This is a genomic window from Myxococcus sp. AB036A (assembly GCF_006547355.1).
Lineage (GTDB): Bacteria > Myxococcota > Myxococcia > Myxococcales > Myxococcaceae > Myxococcus > Myxococcus virescens.
Window position 1 is genome coordinate 24,108 of sequence record NZ_VHLC01000045.1, and the last position, 16,487, is coordinate 40,594.

Genomic DNA, 16,487 nt, shown 5'->3' on the forward strand with positions numbered 1-16,487 from the left:
GCGGCCTCACTCGTCCAGGTCCAGCTTGCGGTACAGCGTGCGCCGGTTGATGCCCAGGATGCGCGCGGCGGCGGCCTTGTTGCCACCCTGCGCCTCCACCACCCGGCGCACATAGGCGCGCTCCACCTCTTCCAGGGGCGCGTCCTCTCCCGAGGCACGGCTGAGCAGCGACGTCAGGCCGCTGTCCCCGCCCGGCAGGTCGAAGTCCTCCGGCACCAGCGTGTCGTGGTCCGCCAGGGCCACCGCGCGCTCCAGCAGGTTGGCCAGCTCGCGCACGTTGCCGGGCCACGCGTGGGCCAGCAGCCGCTTCAGCGCGCTGGCGGACACGCCCAGCACCTCGCGCTGCTGCTGCTCGCCCAGGCGCCCGAGGAAGAAGTCCACCAGGGGCAGGATGTCCTCGCGCCGCTCGCGCAGCGGGGGCACTTCGATGCGGATGACGTTGAGGCGGTAGTAGAGGTCCGCGCGGAAGCGGCCTTCACGCAGCAGCACCTCCAGCGGCTGGTTGGTGGCGGCCAGCACGCGGGCGCGCACGGGTATCTCCGTGCTCGAGCCCAGGGGCCGCACGCGTCCCGTCTCCAGGGCCTGGAGCAGCTTGGCCTGCACCTCCAGCGACAGCTCGCCCACTTCGTCCAGGAAGAGCGTCCCGCCGCCGGCCGACACGAAGACGCCGGCCCGGTCCTCGCGCGCGTCGGTGTAGGCGCCGCGCCTGGCGCCGAACAGCTCGCTCTCCGCCAGCCCCGAGGGCAGGGCCGCGCAGTTGAGCTGGAGGAAGGGCTGGGTGCGCCGGCTGCTGGATTCGTGGATGAAGCGCGCCAGGGCGCTCTTTCCGGTGCCTGTCTCGCCGGTGAGCAGTACGGTGGCGTCGCTGCGCGCCGCGCGGCGGGACACCTCCAGCGCCTTCTGCATGGCGGGGCTGCGAGCCACCAGCCCGCCGGGCGTGTCGCCGGGGACGGCCGCGCGCAGGCGCACGATTTCGCGGCGCAGTTGCCGCTCCCGGAAGGCGCGCTCCAGCGTGAGGACGAGCGCGTCGATGTTGAAGGGCTTGGTGACGAAGTCGCAGGCGCCGGCCTTCACCGCCGCCACCGCCAGCTCCACGCTGCCGAAGGCGGTGATGAGCACCACCAGCTGGCCCGGCTTGCGCGTCAGCAGCGCCTCCAGCACCTCCGTGCCGCGCATGCGGGGCATCTCCACGTCGGTGATGACCAGGTCGAAGGACTCGCGCTCGAAGAGGGCCAGCGCCTCCTCGGGCGAGGTGCGTCCCACCGCCTCGTAGCCTCGCGCGTCCAGGGCTTCGCAGAGGAAGTCCACCACCCCCGCGTCATCATCCAGGATGAGCAGGCGCTTTCTGGGAGTGCTCATATCGCCCCCGTTCCTTCTTCCTTCTCCGAAGGAATGTGCACGCTGAAGTGAGTGCCCTGTCCCGGGCGCGACGTCACCGTCACGGTGCCGCCGTGCTCCGCGACAATGGCCTTCACCACCGGCAGGCCCAGGCCCGTGCCGCCGTGGGCGCTCCAGGTGGTGAAGAAGGGCTCGAAGAAGCGCTCCAGCGCCGCGTCATCCATGCCCACGCCGGTGTCCTCCACGGACAGGCGCACGCCGTGGCGCTCGCGCAGGCCGGGGGCGGGCTGGAAGGTGGACGGCGCCAGCGTCACCCGCACCTCGCCGCCTCGGGGCGTGGCGCGCAGCGCGTTGGTGAGCAGGTTGAGCGCCACTTGCTGCAGCCCGTCTCCGTCCGCCAGCACGCGTGGGAGCGGCTCCTCGGAATGGAACGTCAGCCGGACGTCGCGCTTGCGCGCGTCGAACTCCAGCAGCTCCACCACCGCACGCACGGAGGCGAGCGCGTCCAGGGACTCCAGCTTCGACGGTTTGCGGCGGGCCAGGTCCAGGAGCTGGCGGACGATGCGCTCGATGCGCTCCGACTGCTCCACCAGGATGCGCGCGTTGCGCCGCACGTCGTCGGGCAGCTCGGCGCGCGCGGCCAGGGCCTGGGCCCGTCCGTTGAGGATGAGCAGGGGGGAGCCGATTTCGTGTGCCAGCCCCGCGGACAGTTGTCCCACGGCGGCCAGCTTGTCCACGCGCCGCAGGCCCGCCTCCAGTGCCAACCGGGACTCGGCCTCGGCCGACAGCCGCTGCCGCGCCTCGCCCAGCTCCTTCACCATGCCGTTGAAGGCGTGGACGACCTCGCCCACCTCGTCGTCACTGCCGGGCGTCACGGTGGCCGTGAAGTCGCCGCCGCGCACCGCGCGCATCGCCCCCACCACGCGCTCCAGGGGACGCCGGAGGTAGAGCATCAACAGCAGCCAGCCCACCAGGGAGATGCCAGTGATGAGCGTCAGCACCGACAGCACGGTGGCGCGGCTGGTGGACTCCAGGTCCTGCCGCAGCCCGTCCAGCGGCTTCACCACGGCGAGCGCCCCCACCACGACGGTGCTGTCGTCGCTGTGCAGGGGCAGGACGATGAGCAGGTGCGACAGCTTCTGGGGGCCCGTGAAGCGGGTGAGGGAGTGGTGCGTCTTCAGCACCCGCCGGGCGGCATCCTCCACCAGGTGCAGCGTCTGCGAGCTGCCCGGGGAGCGCACCAGTGGCACGGCCTGGGCGTCGAAGACGAAGACGTCCACGGTCGGGTCCCGGTGGTCCAACGACTCGAGGATTTCGTTCACGTCCGCCGCCTGCCCGTCCCGCAGCGCGTTCTCCATGGCCACCTGGAGCGCCGTGGCCAGCAGCCGCGCTGCGTGCTCGGTGGCCGTCCGCAGGTCGTGCTCCTCCTTCTGGAGTTGGCTGTAGCCGTAGGCGCCCAGGATGACGGCGCTCGTCAGCGTCAGGCCCAGGCCCAGCTTCGTGGAGATGCGCACGCCGGGCACTGTGGCGAAAGTGCACAGGTGGTTCAATAAGCACCAGCTCCGCCTGCTCGCTGAGCGTCGCCATCCTCAATGATTCTCGTGAGTTGAGCGTCTGGTGCGGTGGACCGGGACTTGCCCAGGGGCTGGGGCATGAACAGGACCCTGCTCCTTGGCCTCTGGGCCTTCTCCGCCGCCTGCTCGGGCGCGGGCACCCCCTCCGCTCCCGCCGAGCGCGCCACGCCCGCCCCCCTGAAGGAAGGTGTGGTGCAGCTCGCCGAGGCCTCGCGGGCCTTCATCACCGTCACCCCGGTGAAGGCGGACGCCAGCAGCGCGGCGCTCCAGGCCCCCGCGCGCGTGGCCTTCCGGGACGGGGCGCTGTCGCGGCTGGTGGCGCCCCTGGCGGGCCGGGTGGTGAGCGTCCACGTGCGCACCGGCGACACGGTGAAGCCGGGCGACGCGCTGGTGACGCTGGACTGCCCGGAGGCCGCGGCGTCACGCACGGCGGTGGCCACCGCGACGGCGGCGCTGCGCGAGGCCCAGTCCGCCTTCGAGCGCGAGGCGCGCATGTTCGAGCAGGGCGTCACGACGGAGCGTGAGCGCCTGTCCGCGGAGACGCGGCTGGCGGAGGCGCGTGCGGAGCTGGCGCGGGCGCAGGCGTTCGTGGGCTTCGTGGGCACCGGCAGCGGCACCACCGTGGTGCTGCGCGCGCCGATGGCGGGCACGGTGCTGAGCCGGAGCGCGGCGGAGGGCATCGCCGTGCAGCCGGGCGGAGACGTGCTGGTGGAGGTGGGAGACCCTTCGGCGCTGTGGGTGATGGCGGACGTGTTCGAGCGCGACCTGCCGCTGGTGCGTGAGGGCGCGCGGGTGCGGGTGACGATGCCGTCGGTGCACGCGCCGCTGGAGGGGAAGGTGGACTCGGTGGGCGCGGTGGTGGCGAGCGGCTCGCGGACGGCGCCGGTGCGCATCACCCTGGACACGCAGGCGCGGGGACTGCGGCCCGGCATGTTCGGGCGCGTGCGCATCGACTCGCCGGACGCCAGCCTGACGCTGCCGGTGGAGGCGGTGCTGCTGCGCAACGGCAAGGACTCGGTGGTGTACGTGCAGCAGGACGCGGGCACCTTCGAGCGGCGGCCCATCGTCGTGGCGCAGCCGGTGGAGGGACGGGTGCAGGTCATCGCGGGCCTGTCACCGGGGGACCCGGTCGTCACCCGGGGCGCGCTGCTGCTGGATGGCGCGGCGGATCAGCTCCTCTAGGCGCGGCGAGGACACCTACCCATGTTGCGAGCACTCATCGCGTTCTGTGTCCGAAGCCGCCTGCCCGTCCTGTTGCTGACGCTGGGCATCGGTCTCTTCGGTGTGAAGGCCTATCTCGAAACGCCCGTGGAGGCGTTTCCGGATGTCACCAACCTCCAAGTGAATGTCATCGCGCAGATGCCCGGGCTGGCGCCCGAGGAAATCGAGCGGCAGGTGACGGTGCCCCTGGAGCGTGTGCTCAACGGCACGCCGGGCATGGTGCAGATGCGCAGCGAGAGCCTCTTCGGGCTGTCGCTCATCTTCCTCACCTTCGATGACGGCGTGGACCCGTTCAAGGCGCGCACCATCGTCGGGGAGCGCATGTCCAACGCGGACATGCCGGACGGCGCGGACGTGCGGCTGGCGCCCGAGGCCACGCCGCTGGGCAAAATCTACCAGTTCCGCGTGCTGAGCGACCGGCACACCCTCACCGAGACGCGCTCGGAGATGGAGTGGAACATCGCGCGGCACCTGCGCCAGGTGCCCGGCGTGGCGGACGTGCTCAGCCTGGGCGGCTTCCTCAAGGAGTTCCACGTCCAGGTGGACCCGTCGCGGCTGCTCGCGCACGAGCTGACGCTGGCGGACGTCACCGAGGCGCTGGAGCGCTCCAACCGCAACGTGGGCGGCGGCTTCCTGCGCCAGGGCGACCAGGAGCTGCTCATCCGCGGTGTCGGCTACCTGCGCGGCTCGCAGGACGTGCAGAGCATCGTCCTCAAGAGCGAGGACGGCACGCCGGTGACGGTGGGCGACGTGGCGCGGGTGGTGGCGTCGCACACGCCGCGTCGCGGCTCGGTGAGCCACAACCTGGACATGGACGTCACCGAAGGCGTCGTCCTGCTGCGCCGGGGAGAGAACCCCAGCACGGTGCTGGAGGGCGTGCACGCCAAGGTGGAGGAGCTGAACTCGCGGGTGCTGCCCAAGGGCATGCGCATCGAGCCCTTCTATGACCGGAACGACCTGGTGGGGCACACGCTGTCCACGGTGCACCACAACCTGCTGCACGGCGCGCTGCTGGTGGTGGCGGTGGCGTGGCTGTTCCTGCGCAGCCTGCGCTGCTCGCTCATCGTCGCGTCCGTCATCCCCCTGGCGCTGCTGACGGCCTTCATCGGCCTGAAGATGGTGGGCCTGCCCGCGAACCTCATCTCCATGGGCGCCATCGACTTCGGCATCCTGGTGGATGGCGCGGTGGTGCTGGTGGAGAACGTGCTGCACGAGGCGGGCGTGCAGCGGCCCCGGCGGCGCAAGGAGATGCTGGGGCTCATCCTGCGCTCGGCGCTGGATGTGGCGCGGCCGACGTTCTTCGCGATGGCCATCATCATCGCCGCGCTCATCCCCGTCTTCACGCTGGAGCGTGTGGAGGGCCGTATCTTCCGGCCGCTGTCGCTGACGTACAGCTTCGCGCTGGTGGGCGCGCTCGTCTTCGCGCTGACGGTGGTGCCCGCGCTGTGCGCGCTGCTGCTTCGGCCGAAGGACGCGGAGGTGAAGGAGCCGAAGCTGCTCACCACCCTGAGGGAAGGCTACGGCCGCGCGGTGACGTGGCTGATGCCGCGCAAGCCGCTGGTGTTCGCGAGCATGGCGGCGCTGGTGCTCTTCACCGGCGTGGTGGGCTCGCGGGTGGGCAGTGAGTTCCTCCCGGAGCTGGATGAGGGCGACATCAACATCTTCGTGGAGATGCCGGCCAGCATCTCCCTGGGCAAGGGCGCGGACCTCCTCCTGGAGGTGCGGCGCAGGCTGTTGGACTTCCCGGAGGTGAAGGAGGTGCTCGTCGAGCAGGGCCGCCCAGAGGACGGCACGGACAACGAGGCCGTCAACATGGGCAAGACGTTCGTCCGCTTCATGCCCGAGGAGACGTGGCGCAAGGGCTGGGACAAGGAGCGGCTGGTGCGGGAGATGCGCGCCTCACTGCTGGAGATTCCGGGCGTCAGCTTCAACTTCTCGCAGCCCATCAAGGACAGCGTGGAGGAGGCCATCAGCGGCGTGCGCGGCAAGGTGGTGCTGAAGATTTTCGGCACGGACCTGGCGGCCATGCGCGGCACGCTGGAGCGGGCCGTCACGTCGCTGCAGAACGTGGAGGGTGTGGTGGACCTGGGGCTCTACCGCGATTCGAGTGTGCCGCAGCTCCAGGTGGTGCTGGACCGTCCCGCGCTGGCGCGTGCCGGCATCGACGTGGCCACCGCGCAGGACCTGGTGGAGACGGCCCTGGGTGGCCGGGTGGTGACGGAGCTGTGGGAGCAGGAGCGACCCGTTCCGGTGCGCGTCATCCTGCCGGGCACGGAGCGTGACGACGAGTCGCGCATCGGCGGCATCCTGGTGCCCACGGCCAGCGGAGGCCATGTCCCGCTGCGCGAGGTGGCGCGGCTGGAGAAGGCGCTGGGCCGCGCGAGCATCAACCGCGAGGCGAACAGCCGCACCCTGGCGCTGAAGTTCAACGTGGAGGGGCGCGACATGGGCTCCACCATCCAGGAGGCCATGGCCACCGTGGAGCGCGAGGTGACGGTGCCGGAGGGCACGTTCCTCAAGTGGGGCGGCGAGTTCGAGAACCAGGAGCGTGCGCTGGGCAGGCTGGCGGTCATCGTGCCCATCTCCTTCCTGGTGGTGTTCGCGTTGCTCTACGCGGCGCTGGGCTCCATGCGGAGCGCGGGCGCGGTGCTGGCGGGGGCGCCCTTCGCGATGTGCGGCGGCGTGCTGGCGCTGGCCGTCACTGGCATCCCGCTGTCGGTGAGCGCGGCGGTGGGCTTCATCACGCTGCTGGGGCAGGTGTGTCTGGCGTCGCTGCTGGTGGTGAGCGCGGTGGATGACCGGCGGAAGGCGGGCGAGTCCCTGGAGGCAGCGCTGCCGGCGGGCGCGGCCAGCCGCTTCCGCGCGGTGCTGATGACGGCGCTGCTGGCGATGCTGGGGTTGATGCCGGCGGCGCTCTCCAGCGGAGCGGGCAGCGAGACGCAGCGACCCTTCGCGGTGGTCATCATCGGCGGACTGGTGACGGCGGTGCTGGTATCGCTGTTCGCGCTGCCGGCCTTCTACTCCGTCATCGTGGGGAAGCATGTCGCCTCCACGGGCTCGCGCGACGACGAGGACGAGGACCTGGACTCCGGCGTGGAGCACATCGGGCCGAAGGGGCACGACCCGGAGCAGGGCACCGCGGGGGTGGCGGCGTGAGGCGCTTCAACGGGACGGGCGCACAGTGGGCGTCAGTGGCGGGGCAGCCAGGCGGGAGCGGTGGTGAGGCGCTGCTCGGTGGACTTGCCGGTGGTCACTGGCGTCAGGGTGAGGTGGCGGCATGAGGCGCTTCATTGGGGCGAGAGTCCGGAGGTCTCCTGGTGGTGCACGGCGAGGCATGGCGGGCCGAAAGGCCCGGCACCGCTGGAGCATCGATGCTCTTCGGCGCGACACCGTCTTTGGACCCGTTCTGCGAAGCGGTGTGCGTTCAGCGAACGGTGGCCTGAAGCGCTTCATGCCGGTGCGTGCCCACTGGGCGGTGCCGGAGACGGAGCCATGCGGCGCCAAGCGAGGTTTCAGCACAGAGGGAGTTCCATGGCTGTCGTTGGTGTCGGAAGGCGATCAGGGCGAGGCGGAGGTGACGGAATGAGGCACTTCACCGCATGGGGTGTGCTGTGTCTGTTGATGGCCGGGTCTGCCAGGGCGGAGCAGACCGATACGCCGTCGCCGGAGCGACTTACGCAGGAGCAGACGCGGTCCGAGGCGACATCGCCGGACCGGCTCACTCAGGAGCAGACGCGGTCCGAGGCGACGTCACCGGACCGGCTCACGCAGGAGCAGACGCAGTCCGATGTGCCGCCTCCAGGTCGATTCGTGCTGGCGCAGAACCGGTCGTATACCCCGCCGGACCGACTCCTGCTCGCGCAGACGCGGTCCGACACTCCTCGGGACTCACTCACGCAGGAGCAGAAGCGGCTTGAGGAGGCGCCTCCGGAGCACATCACGCTGGAGCAGGCGCTGTCGTTGCTGGACGAGCGCAGCCCATGGGCCGCGGCGGAGCGCTCGCGCATTGACGTGGCGGCGGCGGACCGCGTCGAGGCGAGCATCCTGCCCAACCCCTCGTTCAGTTACGGAACGCAGCTCCTGGCCGCGGGCGTGAACACCGGTTCGTCGGTGGTGCACGAGCTGTCGCTGGAGCAGCCCCTGATGATTTTCGGGCAGCGCGGCGTGCGCCGCGAGCTGGCGGAGCGCAACGTGTCCGCCGAACAGGCGCGCGTGAAAGCCTCACTGGCGGAGCGCGCGCTGGCCGTGCGCGAGGCCTTCGCGGCGCTGCTGACGAACCAGGAGGAACTGCGCGTGCTGGAGGAGACGGCGGTGGACCTGGGGCGCGTGGAGAAGGTGGTGAAGGGCCGGGCGGCGGCGGGTGACTCCAGCCGGTATGACGTGGAGCGCATCGAGGTGGAGAGCCGCGCGCTGGAGGTGGAGGTGTTGAACGCTCGCGCCAACGTGGCCGACGCCTCCGGACGGCTGGCCGCGTTGCTCGGCATGGAAGGGTGGCACCCGAAGGCGCAGGGCTCGTTGCGGACCACCGAATCCCTGCCGGACCTGCCGCTCCTGTGGGAGTCCGCCCAGCAGCGTCGACCGTCGCTGGTGGCGGCGCGCGCGCGGCAGGCCGTGGCACGAGGCGGTCTGGACGTGGCACGCAGGGAGCGGCTGCCAGTGCCGTCCGTGGCGGCGGGTGTCATGTTCACCCGGAACGAGCAGAGCACCATCGCCCTGGTGGGCGTGGGACTGCCATTGCCGCTCTTCGACCGGAACCAGGGCGCCGTCGCCCGCGCGTCCGCGGAGATGCAGGCCGAGGCCCGCGCACTGGAAGCGGAGCTGGCCGAGGCCCGCGCGGAGCTGTCCCGGGCTCACGCCGTCCTGGAGGGCCGCAAGGGCGCGTTGGCGCGGCTGGAGCACGACGTGGTGGAGCGGCTACCCACGGTGCGCCGGATGGCCGAGGACGCCTACCGCGAGGGGCGCGGAGGCATCCTGGAGTTGCTGGACGCGTTCCGCTCGCTCAAGGACATGCGAGTGCTTCACCTGAAGCAGCAGGAGACGGTGAAGCTCGCTGAGGCCTCGGTGCTCTTCGCGGCGGGGCTGGACACGGCGCCCTGACGGGAGCTTGCGCTCGCGCTTGGCGGAAGTGCCCCGGCATGGCGGGGCATCACGCCAGGCGCGGGCGCGGGGCTCAGGGCAGGGTGGGCACGCGGTCGAAGTCCATGGTGCTCACGGGCGCGAAGGACTCGAAGCAGTCTTCGCGGTGCTCTGAAGTAGGTCGCCAGCAGCATGCACAACTTCTGGGGGATGCGACCGGCAAGGCGCCCTGCGGAACTGGGGCTGACAGCAGACGACAGGCGGAAGCTGGAGTGGGCGCTGCGGCAGGCACGCGACGCTCGCCACTTCCGTCGCCTTCTGGCCATCCAGCTCATCGCCGAGGGCAAGGGCCCTGGCGAAGCTGCGCACCTGGCGGCTGCTGAATCTCTCGCCCCAGGAAGTCCTCTGCAAGGCAGGTTGCCTCGCCGAGGGTTTTGGGCTGCGCGATGGGTTAGAGAATTTCTGGAGACCTCCTTAGGTCAGCTCGCGCAAGAACTGCACGACCACGGCTCCCAGTCGCTCGGGTTGGTCAAACGGAAGACCGTGGGCGGCGTTCTGTACCTGTTCGATTCGCACACGTGGGTTGAGGCTCCGCAGTTCCGTTGCCATCTCGAGCGTGACGACGGGGCTGCGGTCTCCAATGACGAGGAGGGTCGGGACGTCAATCGCGCTCATCACGTCGCGATACTCGGGGTTGGGCGGCGTGAGAACGTCGAAGGCGTCCAGGCGGGTGTTCAGTCTCGCCTCGGCAAGAAGGTCGATGAATTCGGGCGAGCGATGCGGGTTGCGGGCTCGGGCCTGTGCAACGAGGTCAGACTTGTGCATGCCGAGGGCCCGGCGGTGTTGGTCGGCGACGTCGCTGTCGCGCACCTCGCGTTGGCGCTCGGGGCTCAAGAATGTCGGGTCGACCAGGATGAGGCCGCGGAGGCCCCCCGTCCCTCGACTCGCCACCACCGCGGCGGTCATTCCGCCCATCGAGTGGCCAAGCAGCACCGGACGAGAGAGCTCCAGACCGCGGATGAGGCCCACGACGTCGTTCGCGTGGTCGTCGTACCGGTAGCCGTGGTGCGGCGTGCTCGAACCGCCGTGCCCCCTGGCGTCGGGCATGACGACGTCGAATTCACCTTCGAGCACACGCGCAAGGGGAGTCCAGCAGGCGCCGTTCCCCATCAATCCATGGAGCAGAACGACGGGAGGGGTGGCACCTCCGGTTCGGAGGTAGTGGATGTTGATGCCGTTCGTTTCGCAGACTCCACTCATCCAGGTCGTCATGGAGCTGTTCCTACCTGATCGCGAGGCCAGCTTCCCGCGAGTCAGCGTCATGTGTGCCCCGCTGGCGGAGGACTCGGTGCTGTTCGCTGCCGGCTTGGACTCAGTGCCCTGAGGAATGGGAGCCGCTCGCGCCTGGCGAAAGGACCGCGCCAGGCGCGGGCGCGGGGCTCAGGGCAGGGTGGGCACGCGGTCGAAGTCCATGGTGCTCACGGGCGCGAAGGCCTCGAAGCGGTCCTCCCGGTGGTCCAGGGCGCGGGCCCTCTGGATGAGGGCGCCCAGCTCCGCCACGTCATCGCGGGCCTTCAGCGGCTGGCCGACTTCCTCCCAGAAGGAGAACAGGGCGTCATAGGTCAGCGGGCGCACCCAGTAGGAACCGCGCAGCTTCTCCGCGAAGGCGGCGGCCACGTAGGACAGCCGCGTGGGCGGTGTGGCGCGGCCGTAGGCGGGGCGGAGGACGCTCGACGGCAGCGGCTTCTCGATGAGCTTCGAGTCCCCACCCTCCGGCGCCTTGTAGCGGATGCGCAGCGTGCCGAAGGACGCGGAGGGCTCGGTCAGCTTCACCTCGTAGAGCGCGGTGACGGCGTGGCCCGCGCCGATTTCACCCGCGTCCACGCGGTCATCGGCGAACTGCTCCTTGGTGAGCATGCGGTTCTCGTAGCCGAGCAGGCGGTAGTGGGACACGGCCTTCGGGTTGAACTCCATCTGGAGCTTCACGTCCTTGGCCACCACCTGGAGCGTGCCGGTGAGGTTGCGCACGAAGATGCGGTGCGCCTCTTCAATCCGGTCCACGTAGGCGTAGTTGCCCTCACCCACCTGGGACAGGCGCTCCATCAACACGTCGTTGTAGTTGCCCATGCCGAAGCCGACGGTGGACAGGGTAATGCCCTTCGCCGCGCGCGCACGGATGTGCTCCCAGATGCTGTTGGCATCCGTGAGCCCGGTGTTGGCCACGCCATCCGAGCAGAGGATGACGCGGTTGATGCCGCCCTCCACGAGGTGGGAGGCCGCGAGCGAATAGCCCATCTCCAGACCCGCCTGGGCGTTGGTGGAGCCCTCGGTGTGCAGGCTGTCGATGGCGGCGCGGATGACGTGTGCGTGCACGGCGCTGGTGGGCTCCAGCACCAGGCGCGCGGTGGAGCCGTACACGACGATGGAGACCTCGTCGCGCTCATCCAGCTCGTTCACGAGCAGGTGCAGTGCGCGCTTCACCAGGCCCAGCCGGTTCTCCAGGTTCATGGAGCCGGACACGTCGATGACGAAGACGAGGTGGCTCGGCTTGCGCTGCGGGCGGCTGACCTCCCGCGCTTTCACGCCGACGTGGACCACGTGGTAGCCCTTGCGAACGGGAGACGGGAAGCCTTCCACCTGGACGCTGAAGGGCGCGCTGCCCTGGTGCGCGTAGCCGTAGTCGAAGGTGTTGACGAACTCCTCCACACGGACGGCCTGCTCGCTGGGAAGGCTGCCGCGCTCCAGGTAGGCCCGCGTCAGCGTGTACGACGCGGAATCCGTGTCGACGGAGAAGGTGGAGAAGCGCTCCTCCTCCGTGTTGATGGTGGGATTGACGCCGTACCCCTGGAAGTACATGTGGAAGGGGGAGACCGGCGCGGGCGTCACGGCGGGGGCAGGGGGCTCGACATCTCTGCGGGCGAGCCGGGGCGCGCTCGGAGGCGTCGGGGGCGCCGCACGGCTCAGGGACTGCGAGGGCAGGATGGAGTACGGTGGGCCGTTGATGGCGACGCCGGCGTGGCCGCTGGTGGGGCGCTCTGCCAGGCTTTCGTAGGAGCGGGTAGCGCCGCCCTTGCCACCCGGACGGGCGACGGCGATGCGCTTGATGAACTCCTGGTCGATGTTCACGCCCATGGTCGTGGAGCCCACGTCGATGGTCGGCGGAGCGGCGATGACACGTCCCGGCTCCTCCGATGCAGCGGCGAGGAGTTCCACGTCGACCCGGGTGGTCCGGTTGAGACGCAGTTGAATGGCGGAGCGTGTGTAGGGCTTGAACCCTTCCTTCTCGAACGTCAGCGTGTAGTCGCCCGGTGGGAGCTGCGGGATGCGGTAGCTCCCTTGTGCATCGGTCGAGACTCTCAATTCCCCCTGAAGGTTGGGGGAACTCGCGGTCACGACAGCATTGGCGACGGGAACGCGCCGATATGCGTTACGCACCGTCCCGATGACGGTGCTGGTGTTCGGATGTCCGCCGGCATCGGGCTGAGCCAGCGAGGGAAAGGCGAACAGCAGCAGGAAGACGCACAGCACACTGCGAGCGACGGAATGCATCGTGGGCCACCTCGGAGGAACAAGAGGTGGCCATCTTCCAGAGAGCGCTCGTGACGAACGTCATGGGCGCCTCGCCTCTTCATCACGGTTCCAGCATCAATCGCGCGCCAGGATGCCGGGGCTAGAACGGGTCCGGGTGGGCTGACCAGGCAGTCGCCACGTCGAGAATTTCCGTGGCCTCCGTGTTGAACCCGAGCCGTTGGAGGAGCAGGCCGGTGCTCGACACCTCGCGTGAAGGCATCGCCCGCGAGCAGGCCCGAGCTTCATCCACGCATCACGATGCCGAGGTCATCGCCGCGTTGATGTCCGGCAGGTCAATGGGAAGGGGCATCGCCGCCTTCCTTGGGCTTGCCGCGCCAATCCACCCGAAGGAGCGGCTTGTCCGGCGTCAACGCCCAGTCGATGAGGCGGCGAACGAAGCCGGGGCCCACGGCGGTGGAGTCCCAGGTGGGGACTCGCACTCGAATCCAGCAACTGCCTGCGTCTGGGAGTCCTGGAAACTCCCGGCCGACGACGGCCAGGAAGCCCTCCTCGGCGGGTTGCTCCAGCGGATACTGGACGTGGAACCGCTTGTCGTCCGCGATGACGTGCAGGACTTTTTCCGGTCCATCCGCTGCGTCCACCCACCAGATGAAGAGGCGGCCTTCCCGGTGGAGCTTACGTCGTCCCTTGCTACGCACGCCCATCCGCGTTGCCTCCTCCGCACAGCCGCATCGGCTGCCCGCGCCGCGCCATTCCTACACACGAAACTAAAGTCCAACTCGAGTCTCATGCAAGACAGCCTGCGCAACTGCGCCCGTCCTCCCAGCGCTGACGTTGTGCGCGGCCTGCCGCAGCGTGCGGCAGGGTAGCGCCGCCCCGTGTTGGTGACGGTGGCTTCTGAGTACGACGGGGGCGCGGCTTCAGTCTCGCTCCCGTCGTCGTTACGGCTCGTCGTCGAGGTCTTCGAGTTGCCCGGCTGCAACGTCGCGGTAGAAGGGCACCACTTCTTCGGCGAGCACCTCTCTCATTTCCTGGCGGGCGCTGTCGAAGTCACCCGCGCGCTTGTGCTGGTACATGCGGTGAAGCGCACGCATCAGGCGCCAGGAGCCATCCTTGATTCGGCGCATGGCTTCCCGCAGAAGTTCCGTTGCGCCCGCTTCGGTCTGTAGCGCGGTGTCCGCGTCGCTGATGGCAACCTCTCGCGCGGTGCGCCTGAGCAAGCTCCGCACGTCATCCGTCAGCTCCAGCGGGATGCCTTGATTCAACACGCCATGTGCGAGGGCGCGCACCGGGTCCCAGTCGGGGCTGTCGTCCATTACTTCCTCCGCGTCTTTCTTCCGGGCTTGCACATCGACACGGGCCACTCTTCTTGGGCCTCGCAGCGGCGCAGGCACTCGTAGCAAGGGCCCGTCCACCCAGGCTCCGTCTTGCAGTCGCCGTAGAACCGAATGCACTCGCGCCGCCATTCGGGAAGGTCCCCGTTGTGGGCGTCGTCCCAGATGACGGGTGCCTCTTCTTCCTTGGCGGCCTCGTCCATGGCTGTCTTGACGCCTGCCATGTACATGGCGGCTTCGCTCGCCGTGAGGCCGCACGCTTCGGGGACGCCAGGGTTGCGCTGGATGCAGCACGACACAGTGTCAGAGCAGGTCGCGAGCGCGTACGCATCGCGACGGCTGGCGGTGCCGGTGGCGCTGCTGGAGCAACCTAGCGCGAGGGTGGCGAAGAGGCACATCAGAGAGGCTTGGGTTTTCCGCTTTCGCATGTTGGGCTTGAAAAACACGGCCCTGCTTCATGCGTCTATCACCCTGCATAGGTAGTCGGCAGGGGTAGAGCCACCCCTCAATTTCTACGTAGCGCAGTTGGTGGCACGGCGTCCGCATTATCGGGCAACAGTGCGATGGCCTGATTCAGCAGATGGGGGGAGACATGCACCGCAACGCAATTCAGCAGAGTTCTGTGCGGTGAAGTCCCTGGGATGGGGCCGAATCAGACGCGCTTCGTTTTTCCGACGTCCGCATGGTGGAACACGGTGTCGGCAGGACCGCGGAATCGGCGCTGCTTCCAGTTGGCCGGCAGCGTCAGGTGCACGCGATGCGGCAGGACGTCCGACAGGTTGTGGAGCGCCAGGGCCGTCTGGTGGGAGAACACACCTTGCTGCTCGGACCAGAGCCAGACGGCGACCAAGTCCTCATGCTCAGCGGCCGGAAAGTGCACCAGCCGGTAGATGCCTCAGTGCACCGGAGGAGCCGGCCGGACCGCACATCGTGGGCGAGCACCTGCGCCGAATACCCGTCCTCCAGTACCTGCTGCGCCGTGAACAGGCCCGATTGCCCCGCGACGATGTCGAAGAGCCGGTCCCAATCTGGCTGCCCGCGTCGTGCCGTTCCCACGCACGAAACTAAAGTCCAATTTGAGTTTCGTGCAAGTCGCCACGCTCAACTGCACGAAACTCAAGTCCAACTTGAGTTCTGTGCACACGGCCCGCTACCGGTTCTCGCCCTCACGCGAGGTCCGCACCCACTCACCGCGCTTCTCCGCGCCGGGGCCGCGCAGCATGAGCCACACCTTCCACACTACGTAGACAGGCGCCCAGGCCAGGTCCAGCAGGCCGCGAACGCCCACGCCAGACACCCACCAGCCGCGCAGGACATACGCCCCCAGGCTGGCCACGCTGAAGCCCGCCACGCCCAGCGCCCACGGCATCGGGTTGTGGGACCACCAGGCGAACGCCCCGGCCATCACCGCGCAACCCACCGCCGCCAGTACCAACTGGCTCAGCGGCGGCACCAGCACGTCCATGGCGATGTCCAACAGCGTGCCGTCCCGCTTCCGCAGGCCGTCCTTCAGCAGCGGCCACCCGTGCAGCTTGCGCATCTGCGCGCGGCCGCCCTCCCAGCGCTGACGCTGCGAGCGGCTCTGCTTCTCCGCGGACACCATCTCCCCCAGCACGTCCGCCTCCCAGACGTAGTGCACGCGGAAGCCGTTGCGAGCCAGGCGGATGCCGTACTCCAGGTCCTCCACCACGCTGAAGGCGTCATGCGGCACCTGGGCCAGCGCGTGGTGCGTGAAGCACATGCCGTTGCCGCGCAGGCCGCACGACACGCCCAGGGCCTCGCGGCCCTGTGAGCGCACCTTGTGGAACATGCCCAGGGCAATGGTCATCAACCGCGTGCGCCAGGACGCCGTGGGGTTCATCACCCCGTAGTGCGCCTGCATGGCGTGCGCGACTTTGAGCCCGCCCTTCGCGCCACCGGCCTCCTTGCCCTCGACACCCTCGATGCGCTTCGCGAAGGCGGTCAGCAGGTTGGGCGACACCACCGTGTCCGCGTCCACCACCACCACCGCCTCGGCGAAGCCGTCCTGCTGGCTGAACTCGAAGGCGTGGGCCAGCGCGTAGCCCTTGCCCCGCTTCGTCGTGTCCTGCCGCTCCAGGACGAAGGCGCCGGCCTCGCGCGCCTTCTGCGCCGTCGCGTCGGAACAGTTGTCCGCCACCACGATGATGCGCCGCAGGTGCGCCGGGTAGTCGACCTCGGACAGGTTCTTCACCGTCCGGGCGATGCCCAGCTCCTCGTTGTGCGCGGGGATGATGATGTCGAACTTTCGCGGCCCGATGCGCGTCGTCGGCGGCTGGGGCCGATAGGAGAGCAGCGTCAGCGTCAGCAGATAGCCACACGCCACCGCCACGGGAAGCTGCGCCACGCACAGCGCCACGTCCAGCCACGTCCACAATGTCACGACATGCACCCC

General features: G+C 69.4%; 12 protein-coding genes. 3 read left to right on the forward strand and 9 right to left on the reverse strand.

Going from position 1 to position 16,487, the window contains the following annotated elements; translation table 11 throughout:
• Positions 1–6: 6 nt before the first annotated feature.
• Positions 7–1,359, reverse strand: coding sequence for a sigma-54 dependent transcriptional regulator (locus tag FL344_RS19405; RefSeq protein WP_141588552.1), 1,353 nt, complete (start codon positions 1,357–1,359; stop codon positions 7–9).
• Positions 1,356–2,852 (reverse strand): ATP-binding protein, encoded by a 1,497-nt coding sequence (locus tag FL344_RS19410; RefSeq protein ID WP_228565189.1) that lies wholly within the window; start codon positions 2,850–2,852, stop codon positions 1,356–1,358. Before FL344_RS19410 ends, FL344_RS19405 begins: the two co-directional genes overlap by 4 nt.
• 138 nt (positions 2,853–2,990) lie before the next feature.
• Between FL344_RS19410 and FL344_RS19415 the strand changes: the two genes are divergently transcribed.
• From FL344_RS19415 to FL344_RS19430, 3 genes are all read left to right on the forward strand, one after another.
• A complete protein-coding gene (locus FL344_RS19415; RefSeq protein ID WP_141619564.1) occupies positions 2,991–4,094 on the forward strand; it encodes an efflux RND transporter periplasmic adaptor subunit in 1,104 nt (367 codons plus the stop codon).
• A 21-nt stretch (positions 4,095–4,115) separates the two neighbouring features.
• A complete protein-coding gene (locus FL344_RS19420) occupies positions 4,116–7,289 on the forward strand; it encodes an efflux RND transporter permease subunit (protein WP_141619565.1) in 3,174 nt (1,057 codons plus the stop codon).
• Positions 7,290–7,715: 426 nt separating this feature from the next.
• Complete coding sequence (locus tag FL344_RS19430; protein WP_228565190.1) at positions 7,716–9,230, forward strand: TolC family protein; 1,515 nt, start codon at positions 7,716–7,718, stop codon at positions 9,228–9,230.
• 453 nt (positions 9,231–9,683) lie between these two features.
• Here the strand turns inward: FL344_RS19430 and FL344_RS19440 are convergent, their stop codons facing one another.
• From FL344_RS19440 to epsU, 7 genes are all read right to left on the reverse strand, one after another.
• Positions 9,684–10,481, reverse strand: a complete 798-nt coding sequence (locus FL344_RS19440) for an alpha/beta fold hydrolase (RefSeq protein ID WP_141619566.1) — start codon at positions 10,479–10,481, stop codon at positions 9,684–9,686.
• 168 nt (positions 10,482–10,649) lie between these two features.
• Positions 10,650–12,758 (reverse strand): von Willebrand factor type A domain-containing protein, encoded by a 2,109-nt coding sequence (locus FL344_RS19445; RefSeq protein ID WP_141619567.1) that lies wholly within the window; start codon positions 12,756–12,758, stop codon positions 10,650–10,652.
• 314 nt (positions 12,759–13,072) lie between these two features.
• A complete protein-coding gene (locus FL344_RS19450) occupies positions 13,073–13,444 on the reverse strand; it encodes a hypothetical protein (protein ID WP_141619568.1) in 372 nt (123 codons plus the stop codon).
• 237 nt (positions 13,445–13,681) lie between these two features.
• Entirely contained in the window at positions 13,682–14,056 is a 375-nt protein-coding gene (locus FL344_RS19455; protein ID WP_090491203.1) for a DUSAM domain-containing protein, read from the reverse strand.
• Positions 14,056–14,502, reverse strand: a complete 447-nt coding sequence (locus FL344_RS19460) for a hypothetical protein (RefSeq protein ID WP_228565191.1) — start codon at positions 14,500–14,502, stop codon at positions 14,056–14,058. The genes FL344_RS19455 and FL344_RS19460 overlap by 1 nt, the downstream gene beginning before the upstream one ends.
• A gap of 224 nt (positions 14,503–14,726) precedes the next feature.
• A complete protein-coding gene (locus FL344_RS39195; protein ID WP_228565192.1) occupies positions 14,727–14,924 on the reverse strand; it encodes a hypothetical protein in 198 nt (65 codons plus the stop codon).
• A gap of 300 nt (positions 14,925–15,224) precedes the next feature.
• Positions 15,225–16,484, reverse strand: coding sequence for an exopolysaccharide biosynthesis GT2 family glycosyltransferase EpsU (epsU, locus tag FL344_RS19470; RefSeq protein ID WP_141619569.1), 1,260 nt, complete (start codon positions 16,482–16,484; stop codon positions 15,225–15,227).
• Between the last annotated feature and the right edge of the window lie 3 nt (positions 16,485–16,487).